The 18,781-nt window shown below is 61.3% G+C and carries 13 protein-coding genes and 3 tRNA genes; 10 read left to right on the top strand and 6 right to left on the bottom strand.

The features are described 5' to 3' along the window. Window positions 1-7 precede the first annotated feature (7 nt). Together BVU99_RS11305 and frdA are read right to left on the bottom strand one after the other, a co-directional pair. Window positions 8-742, bottom strand: coding sequence for a succinate dehydrogenase/fumarate reductase iron-sulfur subunit (locus BVU99_RS11305; protein WP_004929676.1), 735 nt, complete (start codon window positions 740-742; stop codon window positions 8-10). Next, complete coding sequence (gene frdA / locus BVU99_RS11300; protein WP_049209616.1) at window positions 735-2,531, bottom strand: fumarate reductase (quinol) flavoprotein subunit; 1,797 nt, start codon at window positions 2,529-2,531, stop codon at window positions 735-737. Before frdA ends, BVU99_RS11305 begins: the two co-directional genes overlap by 8 nt. A gap of 385 nt (window positions 2,532-2,916) precedes the next feature. Between frdA and epmA the strand changes: the two genes are divergently transcribed. After that, window positions 2,917-3,894, top strand: coding sequence for an elongation factor P--(R)-beta-lysine ligase (epmA, locus tag BVU99_RS11295; RefSeq protein WP_025305012.1), 978 nt, complete (start codon window positions 2,917-2,919; stop codon window positions 3,892-3,894). Window positions 3,895-3,961: 67 nt separating this feature from the next. Here the strand turns inward: epmA and mscM are convergent, their stop codons facing one another. The 3 genes from mscM to rsgA form a co-directional block, all read right to left on the bottom strand. Next, complete coding sequence (gene mscM, locus BVU99_RS11290; RefSeq protein ID WP_049205242.1) at window positions 3,962-7,309, bottom strand: miniconductance mechanosensitive channel MscM; 3,348 nt, start codon at window positions 7,307-7,309, stop codon at window positions 3,962-3,964. Window positions 7,310-7,322: 13 nt separating this feature from the next. Further along, window positions 7,323-8,216 (bottom strand): archaetidylserine decarboxylase, encoded by an 894-nt coding sequence (asd, locus tag BVU99_RS11285; protein WP_025305014.1) that lies wholly within the window; start codon window positions 8,214-8,216, stop codon window positions 7,323-7,325. A gap of 76 nt (window positions 8,217-8,292) precedes the next feature. After that, window positions 8,293-9,342, bottom strand: coding sequence for a small ribosomal subunit biogenesis GTPase RsgA (gene rsgA, locus BVU99_RS11280; protein WP_004929686.1), 1,050 nt, complete (start codon window positions 9,340-9,342; stop codon window positions 8,293-8,295). A 245-nt stretch (window positions 9,343-9,587) separates the two neighbouring features. Between rsgA and orn the strand changes: the two genes are divergently transcribed. The 4 genes from orn (at window position 9,588) to BVU99_RS11260 (ending at window position 10,673) form a co-directional block, all read left to right on the top strand. Beyond that, entirely contained in the window at window positions 9,588-10,133 is a 546-nt protein-coding gene (gene orn / locus BVU99_RS11275; RefSeq protein ID WP_004929689.1) for an oligoribonuclease, read from the top strand. A 192-nt stretch (window positions 10,134-10,325) separates the two neighbouring features. Beyond that, window positions 10,326-10,401: transfer RNA gene (locus BVU99_RS11270), tRNA-Gly, on the top strand. A gap of 66 nt (window positions 10,402-10,467) precedes the next feature. Continuing rightward, a tRNA-Gly gene (locus BVU99_RS11265) sits at window positions 10,468-10,543 on the top strand. 54 nt (window positions 10,544-10,597) lie between these two features. Beyond that, window positions 10,598-10,673: transfer RNA gene (locus tag BVU99_RS11260), tRNA-Gly, on the top strand. A gap of 311 nt (window positions 10,674-10,984) precedes the next feature. Here the strand turns inward: BVU99_RS11260 and queG are convergent. Continuing rightward, on the bottom strand, window positions 10,985-12,124 hold the full coding sequence (gene queG, locus BVU99_RS11255; protein WP_099817067.1) for a tRNA epoxyqueuosine(34) reductase QueG: 1,140 nt from the start codon (window positions 12,122-12,124) through the stop codon (window positions 10,985-10,987). On the opposite strand from queG, the gene nnr reads away from it, so the two are divergent. The 5 genes from nnr to miaA are packed head-to-tail and all read left to right on the top strand — an operon-like array spanning window position 12,123 to window position 18,777. Next, complete coding sequence (gene nnr, locus BVU99_RS11250) at window positions 12,123-13,637, top strand: bifunctional ADP-dependent NAD(P)H-hydrate dehydratase/NAD(P)H-hydrate epimerase (protein ID WP_099817066.1); 1,515 nt, start codon at window positions 12,123-12,125, stop codon at window positions 13,635-13,637. The two genes, queG and nnr, sit on opposite strands and share 2 nt — an antisense overlap. 10 nt (window positions 13,638-13,647) lie before the next feature. Then, window positions 13,648-14,118, top strand: coding sequence for a tRNA (adenosine(37)-N6)-threonylcarbamoyltransferase complex ATPase subunit type 1 TsaE (gene tsaE / locus BVU99_RS11245; protein ID WP_025305017.1), 471 nt, complete (start codon window positions 13,648-13,650; stop codon window positions 14,116-14,118). Window positions 14,119-14,125: 7 nt separating this feature from the next. Further along, on the top strand, window positions 14,126-15,937 hold the full coding sequence (amiB, locus tag BVU99_RS11240; protein ID WP_025305018.1) for an N-acetylmuramoyl-L-alanine amidase AmiB: 1,812 nt from the start codon (window positions 14,126-14,128) through the stop codon (window positions 15,935-15,937). Window positions 15,938-15,959: 22 nt separating this feature from the next. Further along, window positions 15,960-17,843, top strand: coding sequence for a DNA mismatch repair endonuclease MutL (gene mutL, locus BVU99_RS11235; protein ID WP_099817065.1), 1,884 nt, complete (start codon window positions 15,960-15,962; stop codon window positions 17,841-17,843). Then, window positions 17,836-18,777: a tRNA (adenosine(37)-N6)-dimethylallyltransferase MiaA gene (gene miaA / locus BVU99_RS11230; protein ID WP_025305020.1), complete on the top strand. Its 942-nt coding sequence runs from the start codon at window positions 17,836-17,838 to the stop codon at window positions 18,775-18,777. The genes mutL and miaA overlap by 8 nt, the downstream gene beginning before the upstream one ends. The last annotated feature ends 4 nt before the right edge of the window (window positions 18,778-18,781 follow it).

The following is an 18,781-nucleotide window of genomic DNA, read 5'->3' as shown; positions in this document are numbered from 1 at the left end:
TTCTCCCTTATTGCGGCTTCAGCATGGCGATCATGAAGTCCTTGGCGCTCTCCACCTTGCCTTGCTGGATAGCGGCGGCGGGATCGACGTGTTTCGGACAGACTTCGGAGCAATAGCCGACGAAGGTGCAGCTCCAGACGCCGTTTTGGCCGTTGAGCTGCGGCATGCGCTGTTTCTTGCCGTGGTCGCGGTTGTCCAGGTTATAGCGGTGCGCCAGCGTGATCGCCGCCGGGCCGATAAACTCGGGGTTGAGGCCGAACTGCGGGCACGCCGCGTAGCACAGGCCGCAGTTGATGCAGCCGGAGAACTGGTGGTATTTGGCCATCTGCGCCGGAGTCTGCACGTTCGGGCCATCTTCCGGTTTGCGATCGTTGCCGATGATGTACGGTTTGATCGCCTCCAGGCTTTCGATGAAGTGGGTCATGTCGACCACCAGATCGCGCTCGATCGGGAAGTTGCCCAGCGCTTCAACCTTCATGCCGCCGACGTAGTCGCGCAGGAAGGTTTTGCACGCCAACTTCGGCACGCGGTTGACCATCATGCCGCAGGAGCCGCAGATCGCCATGCGGCAAGACCAGCGGTAGGAGAGGTCCGGCGCCAGGTTATCCTTGATGTAGCCCAGCGCATCGAGCAACGAGGTCTGTTCGTCGTAAGGCACGGCGTAAGTGACGAAATGCGGCTCGGCGTCGCTTTCCGGGTTATAGCGCATGACGTCGATCTTCAGGGTTTGCATCTCAGCCATTTGCCTGCTCCTTATTCTTTTTCTCCTGCGCTTCGGCTTCTGCGCCGTAGACGCGTTTGGCCGGCGGCAGCTTGGTAATTTTCACGTCGCTGTATTCGAGACGCGGCGCGCCCTGCGGGTTATGGAACGCCAGCGTATGCTTGAGGAAGTTGACGTCGTCACGCTCGGTGCAGCCTTCGTCCAGGCGCTGGTGGGCGCCGCGCGACTCTTTGCGGTTAAACGCGGAGTGCGCCATGCATTCGGCGACGTCCAGGCCATAGCCCAGCTCGATGGTGTACAGCAGATCGGTATTGAAGACGCTGGTGTTGTCGGTGATGTTGACGCGCTTGAAACGCTCTTTCAGCTCGGCCAGCTTATCGATGGTTTTTTGCATCAGCTCCGGCGTGCGGTAGATGCCGCAGCCTTCTTCCATCGACAGCCCCATTTCGTCGCGGATCTTCGCCCAGTTTTCGTTGCCTTCCTGCTTCATCAGGTTGCTCAGGCGGGTTTCGACGTCGCGGGTTTGTGCATCCAGCGCGCTGCCGTTGGCCGGCGCGGTCTCGAGCGCGCGGCGCGCGGCGTGTTCACCGGCGACGCGGCCGAACACCACCAGTTCCGCCAGCGAGTTGGAGCCGAGGCGGTTGGCGCCGTGCAGGCCGACGGAGGAGCACTCGCCGACCGCGAACAGCCCCTTGATGCGGGTTTCACAGTTCTGGTCGGTTTCAATGCCGCCCATGGTGTAGTGCGCGGTAGGGCGCACCGGGATCGGATCTTTCACCGGATCGACGCCGACGTAGGCCTTGGCCAGTTCGCAGATGAACGGCAGCCGCTCCAGCAGCTTTTTCTCGCCCAGGTGGCGCAGATCGAGGTAGACCACGTCGCCGCGTGGGGTGGCGATGGTGCGGCCGGCGCGCCATTCATGCCAGAAGGCCTGGGACACTTTATCGCGCGGGCCCAGCTCCATGTATTTGTTCTTCGGCTCGCCCAGCGGGGTTTCCGGACCCATGCCGTAGTCTTGCAGGTAACGGTAGCCGTCTTTGTTCACCAGGATGCCACCTTCGCCGCGACAGCCCTCGGTCATCAGGATGCCGGAACCGGGCAGGCCGGTCGGATGATACTGCACGAACTCCATGTCGCGCAGCGGTACGCCGTGGTGGAACGCCATGCCCATGCCGTCGCCGGTAACGATGCCCCCGTTGGTGTTGTAGCGATAAACGCGCCCGGCGCCGCCGGTGGCCATCACCACCGCGTTGGCGCGGATCTGCACGCGGGTGCCTTCCATCATGTTGAGCGCCACCAGGCCGCGCGCCTGGCCGTCATCCACCAGGATATCCAGCACGAAGTGCTCGTCGAAGCGTTGGATCTGCGGGTATTTCAGCGAGGTTTGGAACAGGGTGTGCAGCATGTGGAAGCCGGTCTTGTCGGCGGCGAACCAGGTGCGTTCGATCTTCATGCCGCCGAAGCGCCGCACGTTGACCGACCCGTCCGGTTTGCGGCTCCACGGGCAGCCCCATTGCTCAAGCTGGGTCATCTCGCGCGGGCACTGATGCACGAAGTGATCGACCACGTCCTGCTCGCACAACCAGTCGCCGCCGGCGACGGTGTCGTTGAAGTGGTAGTCGAAGGTATCGTGATCCTGGGTGACGGCGGCGGAGCCCCCCTCGGCGGCGACCGTGTGGCTGCGCATCGGATAGACCTTAGAGATCAGCGCGATTTTCAGTTGGGGATTGGCTTCCGCTGCGGCTATTGCTGCACGTAAACCAGCGCCCCCGGCCCCAATAATGGCAAGATCGGCGTTAAAGGTTTGCACTGCATTCCTCCAATGTTCTTGTTAAGAACGGCAAGTTAAATATCTATGCTTAAAATTTAGCGAACTCTTCGGGTGCTAACTAATTGAACCGATTAATGTTGCTTAAAGGTTAAGGATAGATATCTCCCACCAATAATGGGGAATTAACTATACCTAAAGTTAAGTAGTCGAAATTTGATGTGATCGATTGTTTTGTCGATTAACGCTCGACCAACAGGCTTGCCTGTTTTTTTGCGCGTTTGGCCTGCTTTACCCTTTTTAACGCGCTTTTGCCGCCCATTTATCGGAAATTGGCGTTATGGACGGTTGTGCATCGTGAAGAATTTGTTTGGCTGCAAGGATGCGAGTAGACTGCATCCCCTGTTTGATTTCGGAGTTAATTACCATGAGCGAAACGGCAAGCTGGCAGCCTAGTGCACCCATCGCCAATTTGTTGAAACGCGCAGCGATTCTGGCTGAGATCCGGCGTTTCTTCGCCGATCGTGGCGTGCTGGAAGTTGAGACGCCCACCATGAGCCAGGCGACGGTCACCGACGTTCACCTGTTCCCGTTCGAGACGCGTTTCGTCGGGCCGGGGGCGGCAGAGGGCCTGACGCTATACATGATGACCAGCCCGGAATATCACATGAAGCGCCTGTTGGCGGCGGGCAGCGGCCCGATCTACCAAATGGGGCGCAGCTTCCGCAATGAAGAAGCCGGGCGGCATCACAACCCGGAATTCACCATGCTGGAGTGGTACCGTCCGCACTACGACATGTACCGCCTGATGAACGAGGTGGACGATCTGCTGCAACAGGTGCTGGACTGCGAGAGCGCGGAGACCCTGTCCTATCAGCAGGCGTTCCTGCGCCATCTGGACATCGATCCGCTGTCGGCGGAGAAGGCGCAGCTGCGTGAAGCGGCAGCCAAACTCGATCTGAGCAACATCGCCGATACCGAAGAAGACCGTGATACGTTGTTGCAGCTGCTGTTCACCGTGGGCGTGGAGCCGCATATCGGCCGTGAAAAACCGGCGTTCGTGTACCACTTCCCGGCCAGCCAGGCGGCGCTGGCGGAGATCAGCACCGAAGACCACCGCGTGGCGGAGCGTTTCGAGGTGTATTTCAAGGGCATTGAGCTGGCGAACGGTTTCCGCGAGCTGACCGACGGCCGTGAACAACAGCAGCGCTTCGAGCAGGACAACCGCAAACGTGCGGAGCGCGGCCTGCCGCAGCAGCCGATCGACTACAACCTGTTGGCGGCGTTGCAGCACGGCATGCCGGAATGCTCCGGCGTGGCGCTGGGCGTGGATCGCCTGGTGATGCTGGCGCTGGGCGCCGAGAGCCTGAGCGAAGTTTTAGCCTTCCCAGTCGGGATCGCCTGAGTTTCAGGCGGTAAGAAAAGCAAAAAAGGCCGGCATTTGCCGGCCCTTTTTTTATCGCGAGAAACGCTTACAGCCCCCCGGCGTCGCGCTTGGTGTTCGGCGCCGGCGTGGACGGCGGCGTACGGCCGTTGTTGGTCAACCGCGACAGCGTCTCGGTGCGCACCTGGAACGGCGGGTACGGCAGCGTGATGCCGTGCTCGCGGTAGCCCGCCAAGATCAACTGGTGGATCTCGTGACGCAGCGGCATACGGTGGCCCATCTCGGCGGCGTAAATACGCATCTCGAAGATCTGGATGCCCTGTTGCAGATCGACCAGGTAAACCTCCGGCGCCGGGTTATCCAGCACCAGCGAGCAGCGCTCGGCGGCGTTCATCAGGATTTTGGTCACTTCTTCGCTGTTGGCTTCGCCCGGCGCCGGTACGGTCAGCACCACACGGGTCAGGGTGTCGGACAGCGACCAGTTGACGAACTGTTCGGTGATGAAGGCTTTGTTCGGCACGATGATCTCTTTGCGGTCCCAGTCCGAGATGGTGGTGGCGCGGGTGTTGATCTTGGTGACGGTACCGGTCAGGTTGCGGATCGTCACGGTGTCGCCGATGCGGATCGGTTTCTCGAACAGGATGATCAGGCCGGAGATGAAGTTGGAGAAGATCTCCTGCATGCCGAAGCCCAACCCCAGACTGAGCGCGGTAACCACCCACTGCAGTTTCGACCATTCGATGCCGATCCAGGCGAAGCTGAGCACCGCGCCGAACACCAGCAACAGGTACTTGGTGATGGTGGTAATGGCGTAGCCGGTGCCCGGCGTCAGATCCAGGTGCTGCAGCACTGCCAACTCCAGCAGCGCCGGCAGGTTGCGCACCAGCTGCATGGTGATGATCAACACCAGAATGGCGATCAGAACCGCGCCGAGAGTGATTGGATGGGCGGTTTCCACGCCGTTCACCGTCGAGGTCACGTCCCACAGCGAGATGTTTTCCAGGAAGGCGAACGCGGAGTGGATCTCCGACCACAGCACGATCACCGACACCAGTGCGATCAGCGTCAGGATCGAGCGCACCAGCCGCAGCGACTGGGCGCTGATGGTGTCCAGATCGAAGTCCGAATCGTCCGGATCGATGGCGCCTTCAGTGCTGTTCGGGGTGTGCGAGGTTTCGTCTTCGCCGCGGGCGCGCTGGGCCAGGATGTCGGCGCGGCGCTGTTTGGCGCGATCGAAGGCGATGCGCCGCCGTTGGATCAGCATCCAGCGGCGGATGATGTGGTAGATGACCAGCAGCAGGAACCAGATCGCCACCGAGGTTTCCAGGCGCGCCAACAGCGCCTGCGCGGTGGTGAGGTAACCGACGGTCGAGGCCAGTGCCGCCAATAGCGGCGCCGACAGCAGCAGCCCCCAGAAGGCGCTGTTGAGCATGTTGTCGCCGGAGCCGTTTTTATCCAGATACAGCGGGATACCGGCGCGCTTCAGGCTGTGGGTGACCAGCGCCAGCGCCAGACACAGCAGGATGAAGCACAGCCGTCCCAGCGTGTTGGCGAACTCGCGTTCTTTCAGGCTATCGAAAGTGATCAGCGCCATGATCAGCGGCACGATCAGCCAGATCGACATCTTGTAGTAGCGCATGGCGCGCGAAACCTGCTTCGCCGGCCAGCGGAAGTGCACGATGAACAGCCCCTGCGGATGGGCGAAGGCGGCGCAGATCATGCAGATCCACAGGATCGGCAGCGTGGCGGTCACCCCTTTGCCGATCGCTTCCGCCACCGGGTAGTTCCAGGCGCTCTGCAGGCCGTAGCCGAGCGCGGCCCACAGCACCGGCAGCGGCATCGCCACCAGAATCGACCAGAACACGGTGCGCACCGTCAGGAAGAATTCGTCCTGCGTCACCTTGCCGACGCGGCTGCTGGCGCGCTCGAGGAAGGCGTGATAGTGCTTGCGCGAACTGATGCTGAAAATCACCAGCAGCAGGGCGCCGAAGATCGGGATCAGCGTTTCGCGGCTGGTCACCATCATCATGAAGGCACCGCCGAGCTGCGACAGCGTGTCCAGCGACAGGACGCGCGTCAGATCGTGCGCCACGTTGAGCGGATAAGAGAAGTTGATCGGATTGACGTCCGGCACCCAGAACAGATAGCGGTGGGTGGCGTCGCGGATCTCGTTCAACGCTTCGATCAGCTGGGTGTTGGCCACCTTCAGCTTGGTCAGCTCGAGGATTTGGGTGTCGCAACCGGACAGCAACGAGTTGAGCAGTTCGCGCTGGGTGCGCAGCTGAGCATCGACGATGCGCTGCTCCTGGTTGGTCAGCGCGCTGCCGTCGTCGCGTTTGAATTCGCGCTGCGACAGTTTTTCCAGTTGATTTTCAAACTGCAGGCGCTGCACGCGCAGCTGGGCCATGTCGCCGTCCAGCTGTTGCGGCTTGGGCATTTCCGGCAGCGTCGCCACCTGGGCGCGCAGGGTCTCCCCTAACGCCGACGACGAGCCGAGCCACTGGGCCTGCTCGATGATGGTGCTCAGCGCCTGGCGCACCTGCAGCGTCTGCGCCGCCGCCTGCCGCTGCTGCGATGAAATCAGATCCATGCGCTGCGCCTGGCTGTTCAGCGCGGCGGACAGTTCGCGGTTGATCTGCAGCTGTTGGCTGAGGCTTTTTGGCAAATCGCCGTTCTGCTCGGCCAGCTGCTCGGTTTTTTCCAGCGCCAGTTCCGCTTCGCGTTGGCGCTGGGCGTTGAGGTTGTTGCGCAGCGCCTGCAGTTGAACGTCTATTTTCTCGTGGCGCTTTTTATAGACCTCGGCGCGCATGCGCGCCAGCTCTTGACGGTTGTTGGCCGACAGCTGCGCCAGCTCCAGCTCGTCCACTTTGGCTTTGCGCGCCGCGGCTTCGGTCTGCAGCAGGGCCAGGGCGGCCTGCGCGTACGGGGTGGTCGGGTTGGCGGGCTGCGCCTGCAGACGGCGCTGCACTTCGGTCAGCGCGCGGCGGGCGTCGGTCTGCTGCTGCGGCAGCTGGCCGAGCGAATCGCTGATTTCCCGCGTGCGATCCTGCTCTTGCTGCAGCAGGCGCGCCTGTTCCAGCAGCAGGCTGCTGGTTTGCAGGATCTGCTGTTCCAGCTCGGCGGCCGGCAGATCGTCGCCGTTCGGCAGGATCTTGTTGCTTTCCAGCACCAGCTGACGGCGCAGCTCCTGCGTCATCTTCGGGAAATCGTCGATCACTCTCTGATACTGCTCGGAGCGAGTCTGCGACTCTTTACGCTCCGTCAGCCAGTTGAGGGCGCTTTGCAGCGCCTCGGTGGTTTCCGCCTGATTCGGCGCGTTTTTGCTGCTTTCCGCCTGCTTCAGCTCCTGTTTGAGCTGGTTCTCGGTCGGCACGGGGGCGGCCAGCGCCGGTTGCCACAGCAGGCAACCGAGCAAAAGCGTGATGATCAGGCGCACGGCGTCGATTCCTTTAGAGCGGGGTCTGTGGTGTTTCAGCGGCGGCCGGGATTTCGGCGAAGGCCTCACCCATGCGGGTGACGGTGCCGTTATGCAGCTGCGGCGCAAACTGCACGCTGCCTGCGGTAAACAGGTTGATCACCGTGGAGCCGAGTTTGAAACGGCCCATCTCGGCGCCTTTTTCCAGCGCGATGGCGCCTTCTTCGCCGGCGGCCGGGTAGGTCCAGCGTTTGATGATGCCTTCGCGCGGCGGCGTGACGGTGCCGGCCCAGATGGTTTCGATGCTGCCGACGATGGTGGCGCCGACCAGGATTTGCACCATCGGCCCGATGTCAGTGTCGAATACGCAGATCACGCGCTCGTTGCGAGCGAACAGGTTAGGCACGTTGGCGGCGGTGAGCGGGTTGACCGAGAACAGATCGCCCGGCACATAGATCATTTCGCGCAGTACGCCGGCGCACGGCATGTGTACGCGGTGATAGTCGCGCGGTGCCAGGTAGGTAGTGGCGAACAGGCCGTTGCGGAACGGCTCGGCCAACAGGTAGTTGCCGGCCAGCAGTGCTTCCAGGCTGTAGTGGTGGCCTTTGGCCTGGAAGATTTGATCCTCGCGGATCGGGCCGAGCTGGCTGATGGCGCCATCGGCAGGCAGCGCCAGCCAGTTGGCGTCGGCGATGATCGGGCGCGCACCATCGCGCAGCGGGCGCACGAAGAAGTCGTTGAAGGTGGCGTAAGACGTCAGGTCCGGGTTTTGCGCTTCCTGCATGTCCACGCGGTAGTAGCGGGCGAAGGTTTTGACCACCAGTTGGGTCAGCCAGCCTGCCTGTTTGTCGGCGCCCCAGCCCGCCAGGCGGGTCAGCGCCAGCTTCGGTAGCCAATATTGCAGTTTAATCTTGATGCTATCCAGCACGTTAACCTCGTGAATCAGGGTAAAGGGCGCGCATTGTAACGAGGGCCTCGCCGTCGTCAATGCTCGCCCGTCAGTGTCAGTCTGCGGCGTCCGTGAAGTTCTTGCGAACCTTCACCTGAGCCATGCTTTCCAGAATGCGGTGATAGTTGTCGAAACGCTCTTCCGCGATATCGCCTTTCTCCATCGCCGCGCGGATGGCGCAGCCGGGATCGGTATCGTGGCGGCAGTCGCGGAATTTGCAACCGCCTAAATAATCACGGAATTCGACAAAGCCGCGGGTGATTTGTTCCGGCTCCAGGTGCCACAGGCCAAACTCGCGCACCCCCGGGGAGTCGATCACGTCGCCACCGTGCTGGAAATGGTACAGCCGCGCGGCGGTGGTGGTATGTTGCCCGAGGCCCGAGACGTCGGAAACCTGATTTACCAGAATTTGCTCTTCAGACGGCGGCAGCAGCGCGTTCAGCAGGCTGGACTTGCCGACTCCCGACTGGCCGGCGAAGATGCTGATGCGCCCGGCGAGCGCCTGTTCGAATTCCGCCATGCCTTCCCGCGTCTGGCTGGAGACTTCCAGCACCCGGTAGCCAATCTTGCGATAGATATCCATCATGCCGTCGACCAGCTTGCGCGCTTCGGCGTCCAGCAGGTCAATTTTGTTGAGCACGATCAGCGGCTCGACTTCGAGCGTTTCGCAGGCCACCAGATAGCGGTCGATGATGTTCAGCGACAGCTCGGGCAGGATCGCTGACACGATGACGATCTGATTGATATTGGCGGCGATCGGTTTCACGCCGTCGTAGAAGTCCGGGCGCGTCAGCACCGAGGTGCGCTCGTGCACCGCTTCCACAATGCCTTTTACCCCTTCATGGGTGCCCAGGCCGGGGCGCCACACCACGCGATCGCCGGTGACCAGCGAACGCAGCGTGCGGCGGATATTGCAGCGGTGCTGAGTGCCATCCGGCGCCTCAACGTCGGCGTGCATGCCGAAACGGCTGATGACGACGCCTTCCTGCGGCTCGCCCAGTTGGGAATCATCCGGTTCCGGTTTGTTATCAGCGCGTTTCAGACGGCGCTGATGGTTCGCCTGCACGCGGCGTTGCTGACCTTTGGACAGTTTGTTCTTACTCACTGCGCCTCACTTGAATCGGTTTTATACCTTTACGTATACGCACAGCTGCGGCGAGGGACTAGCCCCGGGCGCAGCCTTGAACCCGTCAGGGTATATGTCGCCGATGGCGACCAAAAAGACTATGATACACGCTATTTTATATTAAATAACCGTTGTTAGCCGCCGGCTGCGGCGCGTTGCCACCGGCGGCGCCCGTCGTCTCGTCCGCACAGCGTTTTTCTCTCGGCTTTTAGGCAGGAAACATCATGACAGGAAACGAAAATAACCTGATTTGGATCGATTTGGAGATGACCGGGCTGGATCCCGAGCGTGACCGCATTATCGAGATCGCCACGCTGGTCACCGACGCCAACCTGAACATCCTGGCGGAAGGGCCGGTGATCGCCGTGCACCAATCCGACGAGCAGCTGGCCTTGATGGACGAGTGGAACGTGCGCACCCATACCGGCAGCGGGCTGGTGGAGCGGGTGAAAGCCAGCCGCCAGGACGATCGCGCCGCTGAGCTGGAAACGATAGCCTTCCTGCAGCAGTGGGTACCGGCCGGCAAATCGCCGATCTGCGGCAACAGCGTGGGCCAGGATCGCCGTTTCTTGTTCCGTTATATGCCGGAGCTGGAGGCCTACTTCCATTACCGCTATCTGGACGTCAGCACGCTGAAGGAGCTGGCGCGCCGTTGGAAGCCTGAAATTCTCGGCGGCTTTAAGAAGCAGGGCACCCATCAGGCGCTGGATGACATCCGCGAATCGGTGGCCGAACTGGCTTATTACCGCGAACATTTCATTCAGCTTTAAGGCGATGACGGCCCCTGCGGGGAAAAAACGCCGTTTTTAGCCGCTTAATTCGCCAATCTGGCGCTTTAATCGGCAATCAAACAAAAATCGCGTTTTTTTGCTTTCAGGGGCTTGCGACAAAAAGGATTTCTCGTATAATGCGCACCCCGTACCGATGAAGAATTTCGTAACGTTCCACCATCGATACGCCGGGCGGGAATAGCTCAGTTGGTAGAGCACGACCTTGCCAAGGTCGGGGTCGCGAGTTCGAGTCTCGTTTCCCGCTCCAAATTCAACAATGTCGCGATGCGGCATGATGAATAAATAAAGCAGTATCAAGCAGTACCTATGCGACGCGGGAATAGCTCAGTTGGTAGAGCGCAACCTTGCCAAGGTTGAGGTCGCGAGTTCGAGCCTCGTTTCCCGCTCCAAAAATTCAAAGGTCACGCCAGCATTTGGTGGCCGGATGCCAAAAGCATCTCAATGCGGGAATAGCTCAGTTGGTAGAGCACGACCTTGCCAAGGTCGGGGTCGCGAGTTCGAGTCTCGTTTCCCGCTCCAATTTTCTCTTCGTTTCAAACTCAAATCCAACGCCTTATCCGGCGCGGGTTTTTGTCCCGTTTTACACGCCTGGTAAAAATGTTGTAAACAGAGTTATCCACAGCCTCTGTACATAAACTCGCCTGCCTGAAAAATCAACGTCATACAAATTAAATATTTATCTATTTGATTTATATACTTATTTATTTATCCCAAAACGTTATGCCGATCACTTGCTCTTTTTGTTGCAGTTGAAAGACAACGTGTTTTTATTTTTATGCACAAATCCACAGAGTGAGTCTTCCGGCGATTCGCCTGAATGGCGTACGCCGTCAGGCATCCCTTGGCAAACCTTTTTCCACAGCCCGTATCAGCCGCTTTTTCTGCGCCGTCTGCACCTCGATACCCTGCGCTTCGCGGCGAGCGAGCTGTTGCGCCAGCGCCCAGTGGATATGTTCGTCCAGCATGGCGTCTTGGCCCAAACGCGTGCGCAGTGCGAGCACGATGCTGTCCTCGTAGGGCGCATTGCCCAGCGCCACGGCGATATTGCGCAGCCAGCGCAGGTGGCCGATGCGGCGTATCGCCGAGCCTTCGGTGATGCGCAGGAATTTTTCTTCCGTCCAGTTGAACAGATCGAGCAGCTGCGGCGCATGCAGCGCGGCACGCGGGCTGAAATCGTCTTCGTCGGTGAGTTGCGAAAATCGGTTCCACGGGCAGATCAGCTGGCAGTCGTCGCAGCCGTAGATACGGTTGCCGAGCAGCGGCCGGAATTCCTCCGGGATCGTGCCTTCCAGTTCGATGGTCAGATAGGAAATGCAGCGCCGGGCATCGACGGTGTAGGGCGCGACGATGGCCCCGGTCGGGCAAGTGGTGATGCAGGCGACGCAGCGGCCGCACTGCTCTTCCTGCGGCTGATCCACCGGCAGCGGCAGGTCGATCAGCAGTTCGCCGAGGAAAAACCACGACCCGGCTTCACGGTTGAGAATTAGTGAGTGTTTACCAACCCAGCCAATGCCCGCTTTGGCGGCCAGCGCGCGCTCCATCACCGGCGCAGAATCGACAAAGGGGCGAAAATTCAACTCGCCGCAGTATTCCTGGATCTGATCGCCCAGCTTTTTCAGACGCTGGCGCAACAGCTTGTGATAATCGCGCCCCAGCGCATAGCGGCTGACGTAGCCCAATTGCGGGTTCTGCAGGGTGCTGGCGAACGCCGCCTTGGCCGGCAGGTAGTTCATGCGCACGCTGATCACCCGCAGCGTGCCCGGCAACAGCTCGTGAGGGCGTGCGCGCAGCATGCCGTGGCGCGCCATCCATTCCATCTCGCCGTGGTACTGTTTGTCGAGCCAGGCCTGCAGCTTCGGCTCTTCCAGGCTGAGATCGGTATCGCAGATGCCAACCTGCTGGAATCCTAGCGATTGCCCCCATTGCTTGATATGTTGGGCGAGTTGATGGAGATCGAGGGGGTGCGTCATGACGGGCCACAGTGAAAAAGCATACGCTGACAGTTTACCACACTCTGTCTGGCCTGCGGATTGGATCCGTCGTTCGGAACCTGCGGCGGCGGCCTCGCTCGGTCTTTCTCTTTACGATTTAATGCTGCGCGCCGGTCAGGCGGCCTACGTTCTGGCGCGCGACACTTATCCCTCCTGCAACCACTGGCTGGTGCTCTGTGGCCACGGCAACAACGGCGGCGACGGCTATGTGGTGGCGCGCCTAGCGAAGGCGGCGGGCGTGCAGGTGACGGTGATCGCCTGCGAAGGCGCGCGGCCTTTGCCGCCGGAGGCCGCAGCGGCCCGCGAGGCCTGGCTGGCCGCCGGCGGCGACATTCTGCCGGCGAACAGCCGCTGGCCGGCGTCTGTTTCGCTCATCATTGATGGCCTGCTAGGCACAGGCCTGGGCAGCGCGCCGCGTGCGCCCTACGACGCGCTGATCGAGGCCGCCAACCGCCATTCGGCGCCGGTGGTGGCGCTCGATATTCCGTCCGGCCTGCTGGCGGAAAGTGGCGCGACGCCGGGTCCGGTCGTGCGTGCCGCGCACACCATCACGTTCATTGGCCTCAAGCCGGGTTTGCTGACCGGGCAGGCGCGCGACTGGGTCGGGCAACTTCATCAGAATACGCTAGGCTTATCGGATTGGCTGGCGAAGCAACCGGAGCAGATTCAGCGGCTTACCGCCGAGGTGTTACCGCGCTGGCTGCATCCGCGTCGTCCCTGTGCCCATAAAGGCGAGCATGGCCGTCTGCTGTTGGTGGGCGGCGATCGCGGGTTCGGTGGCGCCATTCGCATGGCGGCGGAAGCGGCGCTGCGCAGCGGGGCTGGGTTGGTGCGAGTGCTTACTCACATTGAGCACGTCGCGCCGCTGCTGGCGGCCCGGCCGGAGCTGATGGCGCAGGCGCTGGACGAGGCGACGCTTCGGCAGGCGATGCAATGGGCGGATGTGCTGGTGATCGGTCCGGGGCTTGGCCAGGCTGAGTGGGGCAAAAATGCCTTGAACGTGCTGCAAACCAGCGATAAACCGGCCTTGTGGGACGCCGATGCGCTGAACTTGCTGGCATTAAATCCCGAGAAACGGCAGAATCGCGTGATGACTCCGCATCCTGGAGAGGCTGCGCGGCTGTTGAGCTGCAGCACTGTCGACATCGAGAGTGATCGCTTACTTGCCGTGCGTAAGCTGACGGCACGCTACGGCGGCGTGGCGGTGCTAAAAGGCGCCGGTACGCTGATCGCCGATGAGCAGGGGCAGATGGCGATCGCCGACGTCGGCAACGCCGGCATGGCCTCCGGCGGCATGGGCGATGTGCTGTCGGGCATCATCGGCGGTTTGCTGGCGCAAAAGCTCTCGCTGTATGATGCCGCCTGTGCGGGCTGCGTCGTACACGGCGCGGCCGGCGATCGCGTAGCGGAAAGACAAGGAACAAGAGGCATGTTGGCGACCGATTTACTGCCGGACATCCTTCATTTCGTTAACCCTGAGTGGGCAAAATAGACTTTATCGAATGAAAGAACTCGTTTTACCTCTGCCGGACGAGGCAGCGACTGTCGCTTTGGGCACCACTTTGGCCAAGGCCTGCGATCGCGCCAGCGTCATCTATCTCTACGGCGACCTGGGCGCCGGTAAAACCACCTTCAGCCGTGGTTTCCTGCAGGCGTTGGGGCATCAGGGCAACGTCAAAAGCCCAACCTACACGCTGGTGGAACCCTATGCCTTGCAGCCGCTGGCGGTGTATCACTTCGATCTGTATCGCCTGGCCGATCCGGAAGAGCTTGAATTTATGGGCATTCGCGATTACTTCGCGCAAGACGCCATCTGCCTGGTCGAATGGCCGCAGCAGGGCACTGGCGTGCTGCCGGAGCCGGATCTGGCGCTGCACCTCAGCTATCAGGGCGAGGGGCGAGAGGCGAAGATCGAGGCGATTTCCGCATACGGCAGCCAGCTGTTAGACCGCATTCATGGATCACAGGGATGATGCTGCAATGACGCATGTGTTGAAAAAATTTGCGGTCATCATGCTGATCGCCGTGCTGGGGCCGCTCGGCGCGTTGAACGCGCTGGCGGCGTCCTCGCTGTCCGATATCAAAGTGTCCAACGCCCAACGCGAAGCGACGGTGTCGGTGAGCTTCAATGGTCCGCCGGACTACGCGTTTTTCCCGCTGCACGGCCCGGAGCGCGTGGTGCTTGACGTCAACCAGAAAGGCAAGGTCGGCGGCCTGCCGCTCAATTTCAGCGGCCAAAACCTGGTGAAGAGCATTCGCTCCAGCGCGCCGAAAGACGCTCAGAGCGTGCGTTTGGTGTTTGATCTGACGCAGCGCGCCAAAACCCGCGTCGCCACCCGCCAGAACGGCGGCGTGCACACCGTAGTGTTCACTATCACGGCCGAAGGCAGTGCCAATACCGTAGTGCGTAAAGCGCCGGTTGCGGTCAATCCACCGCCGCGTCAGGCGCCCGTCACGGTCAGCCAGCCACCGCGCCAGGCGCCGGTGGCGGTGCGTGAAGCGCCGGAGCCGCCGCTGCGCAAAGCGCCGACGGGATCGAATCCGTTTACCAATAAACAGACCGTGGTTGCAGGCACCGCCACCGAGGTGACGCCGCGCAGTAGCCGCGTTTCCGCCGGTTCCGGCGATCGGGTGGTGGTAGCGATCGACGCCGGCCACGGCGGCCAGGATCCGGGCGCCATTGGCCCGAGCGGGCTGAAAGAAAAGAATGTCACCATCGCCATCGCGCGCCGCCTGCAGGCGATGCTGGACGCCGATCCGCAGTTCAAACCGGTGCTGACGCGTAACGGCGACTATTTCATCTCGGTCATGGGGCGTTCCGACGTTGCGCGTAAACAGGGTGCCAACGTGCTGGTCTCCATCCACGCCGACGCCGCGCCGAACCGCAGTGCCAGCGGGGCTTCCGTCTGGGTGCTGTCCAATCGCCGCGCCAACAGCGAAATGGCCGGCTGGCTCGAACAGCATGAGAAGCAGTCTGAGCTGCTCGGCGGCGCCGGCGATTTGCTGGCCAACAGCCAGGCCGATCCTTATCTGAGCCAGGCGGTGCTGGACCTGCAGTTCGGCCACTCGCAACGCGTCGGGTACGATGTGGCGGTGAAGGTGCTGCAGCAGCTGCAGAGCGTCGGATCGTTGCATAAACGCCGGCCGGAACACGCCAGCCTGGGTGTATTGCGTTCGCCGGATATCCCCTCGCTGCTGGTGGAAACCGGATTTATCAGTAATAGCACGGAGGAGCGGCTGCTGGGCAGTAGCGCGTATCAGGAGAAGATTGCCAAGGCCATTCATAACGGCCTGCGCAGCTACTTCCTGGCGCATCCGCTGCAAGCCGACCCAAAGGTGGAAAACCGACCGCTGGACGTCGCAGCGGCGGTTAACACCTCAACACCAGACGTGCGCCAGCCGGAGCCTATCGTGAGCTCGGCCGGCGCGAGCCGCAGCGTAAGCGGCAAGACTCAGATCCACGTGGTGAAACGGGCGGAGACGCTGTCCGGCATCGCCGACAGCTACGGCACGACCATGGCGGCGCTGCGGGATCTGAACAAACTGAAAAAAGACGGCGTGTGGGTCGGGCAACGTCTGAAGGTGCCGGCGGGGAAAACCGCCGCCGTCACCGCCGTCGCCAAGGCGAAAACGCCGGCGAAGAAGCCGTCTAAACATAAAGTGGCCCGCGGGGACACGCTGTCCTCTATCGCTTCTCGTTATGGGGTCAGCGTCGGCGATCTGAAACGGGTCAATAATCTGAAGTCGGACGTCGCGCCGCTGGACCGGACGCTGACCATTCCGCAGGCCTAGCGCCACCGCTACAGGAGTCAGCATGCCTATCCAGGTGTTACCGCCACAGCTCGCCAACCAGATCGCCGCCGGAGAGGTGGTTGAACGCCCCGCGTCGGTCGTCAAAGAGCTGGTGGAAAACAGTCTGGACGCCGGTGCGACGCGCATCGATATCGATATCGAACGCGGCGGTGCCAAGCTGATCCGCATTCGCGATAACGGCTGCGGCATCGGCAAGGACGATTTGGCGCTGGCGCTGGCGCGGCACGCTACCAGTAAAATCAGCACGCTCGATGACCTGGAAGCGATCGTCAGCCTCGGTTTTCGCGGCGAAGCGCTGGCCAGTATCAGCTCGGTTTCCCGTTTGACCCTGACGTCGCGCACCGCCGAACAAAGCGAGGCGTGGCAAGCCTATGCCGAAGGGCGCGAGCAGGCGGTGACGGTCAAACCCGCCGCGCACCCGGTCGGCAGCACGCTGGAGGTGCTGGATCTGTTTTACAACACGCCGGCGCGCCGCAAGTTCATGCGTACCGAGAAAACCGAATTCGGCCATATCGACGAAGTGGTGCGGCGCATCGCGCTGGCGCGTTTCGATGTGGCGATCAACCTCAGCCACAACGGCAAACTGATCCGCCAATACCGGGCGGCGAAAGAAGAGAGCCAGCACGAACGCCGTTTGGGCAGCATCTGCGGCCCGGCGTTTTTACAGCATGCGCTGAACATCGACTGGCAACACGGCGATCTGAGTATCCGCGGCTGGGTGGCGGATCCGGCGGGGGCGCGCCAGCTGGGTGAGATGCAATACTGCTACGTCAATTGCCGCATGATGCGCGATCGCTTGATCAATCACGCTATTCGTCAGGCCTATCAGGATCAGTTAAAAGACGATCAGCAGCCCGCTTACGTGCTGTATCTGGAAGTCGACCCGCACCAGGTGGACGTCAACGTTCATCCCGCCAAGCACGAGGTGCGTTTCCATCAGGCGCGGCTGGTACACGATTTTATCTACCAGGCGGTGACCACCGTGCTGCAACAGGCCGGTCAGACACCGTCGCTGCCGCTGGCGGAAACGCCCGACGAAGCGCCCGCGCCGGTCTGGCAGCAGGAAAACCGCGTCGCCGCCGGCGGCAACCATTTTTCTCAGCCGGCGCCGCGTCGCGAAACGCCGTCATCGGCCGGCGCCGTCCGCGAGCGCGCGCCGCAGCCCGGTTGGCAAACGGCGGGCGGTTACCAGAAACGCGAAGGCGAGCTGTACGGCAAACTGATGCAGCCCGCCACCGAGCCACCGGCCGATGCGACGCCGGAAGTTTCGAGCAAGCCGCCGCTGTTCCCGCCGGCGAAAGCCGCCGTGGAAACGCCGTTGGCGAGCGGACAACACAGCTTTGGCCGGGTGCTGATGATCCATCCGCCGTGCTACGCGCTGATTGAACAGCGCCAGCAGCCGGCGTTGCTCAATCTGACGGTGGCCGAACGCTGGTTGCGCCAGGCGCAGCTCAATCCGCCGACGGAAGGGCTGCGGCCGCAACCGCTGCTGATACCGATCAAGCTGACGTTGGATAAGAACGAAGCGGCGGCCATTGCACGGCATCAGGCGCTGCTGACGATGATGGGGCTGGATCTGCAGACGGATCACGGCCGTGTGACGCTGCGCGCAGTGCCTTTACCATTACGCCAACAAAATTTACAAAAACTGATACCCGAACTGTTAGGCTATCTGGCCGAACATCAGGAGATGTCGCCCGCGGTGCTGGCCACCTGGCTCGCTCGCCGTCTTGGCAGCGAACATGAACAGTGGAACACCTCGCAAGCGATACAATTGCTGACCGACGTTGAACGACTTTGCCCGCAGCTGGTCAAATCGCCACCGAGCGGACTTTTACAACCCGTTGATTTACAGGCCGCACTGGCGGCCCTCAAGCATGACTAACACTGAAATGACACCACGTCCCCCGGCTATTTTCATCATGGGGCCGACCGCCTCAGGCAAGACCGCGCTGGCGATCGCGCTGCGCGAACGCCTGCCGGTGGAACTGATCAGCGTCGATTCCGCGCTGATTTACCGCGGCATGGATATCGGCACCGCCAAGCCGAGCGCCGAAGAATTGGCGCAGGCGCCGCATCGGCTGATCGATATTCGCGATCCCGCCGAAGCTTACTCGGCCGCGGAGTTCCGCGCCGACGCGCTGAAGGAGATGGCCGATATCACCGCAGCCGGGCGCATTCCGCTGCTGGTCGGCGGCACCATGTTGTATTTCAAGGCGTTGCTGGAAGGATTGTCGCCGCTGCCCTCCGCCGATCCCGCGGTGCGCGAGCGCATCGAACGCCAAGCGGCGGAGCAGGGCTGGGAGGCGCTGCACCGTCAGTTACAGGCGATCGATCCCGTCGCGGCAGTGAGAATTCATCCGAATGATCCGCAGAGACTGTCCAGAGCACTGGAAGTTTTTTTTATTTCGGGTAAAACTTTAACGGAACTGACTCAAATTTCGGGTGAATCGTTACCGTATCAAGTTCACCAATTTGCGATAGCGCCGACCAGCCGTGAGTTGATCCATCAACGCATCGAGCTGCGGTACCATCAAATGTTGGCGGCGGGTTTTGAGACGGAAGCGCGTGCACTTTTCGCACGGGGTGATTTGCATACGGACTTGCCCTCCATTCGCTGTGTCGGTTACCGCCAGATGTGGTCATACTTGTCTGGTGAAATTAGTTACGATGAGATGGTTTATCGTGGTATTTGCGCAACACGTCAGTTGGCTAAACGTCAGATGACCTGGTTACGGGGTTGGGAGTCGGTCCATTGGTTGGACAGTGAAAAGCCGGGAGAGGCTTTGGACTCGGTGACACAGGTTGTTAGTGCATAGGTTG

This window comes from Serratia sp. OLAL2 (assembly GCF_002752475.1).
Taxonomy (GTDB): Bacteria; Pseudomonadota; Gammaproteobacteria; order Enterobacterales; family Enterobacteriaceae; genus Serratia; species Serratia bockelmannii.
This window is presented reverse-complemented; position numbering and strand designations above follow the sequence as displayed.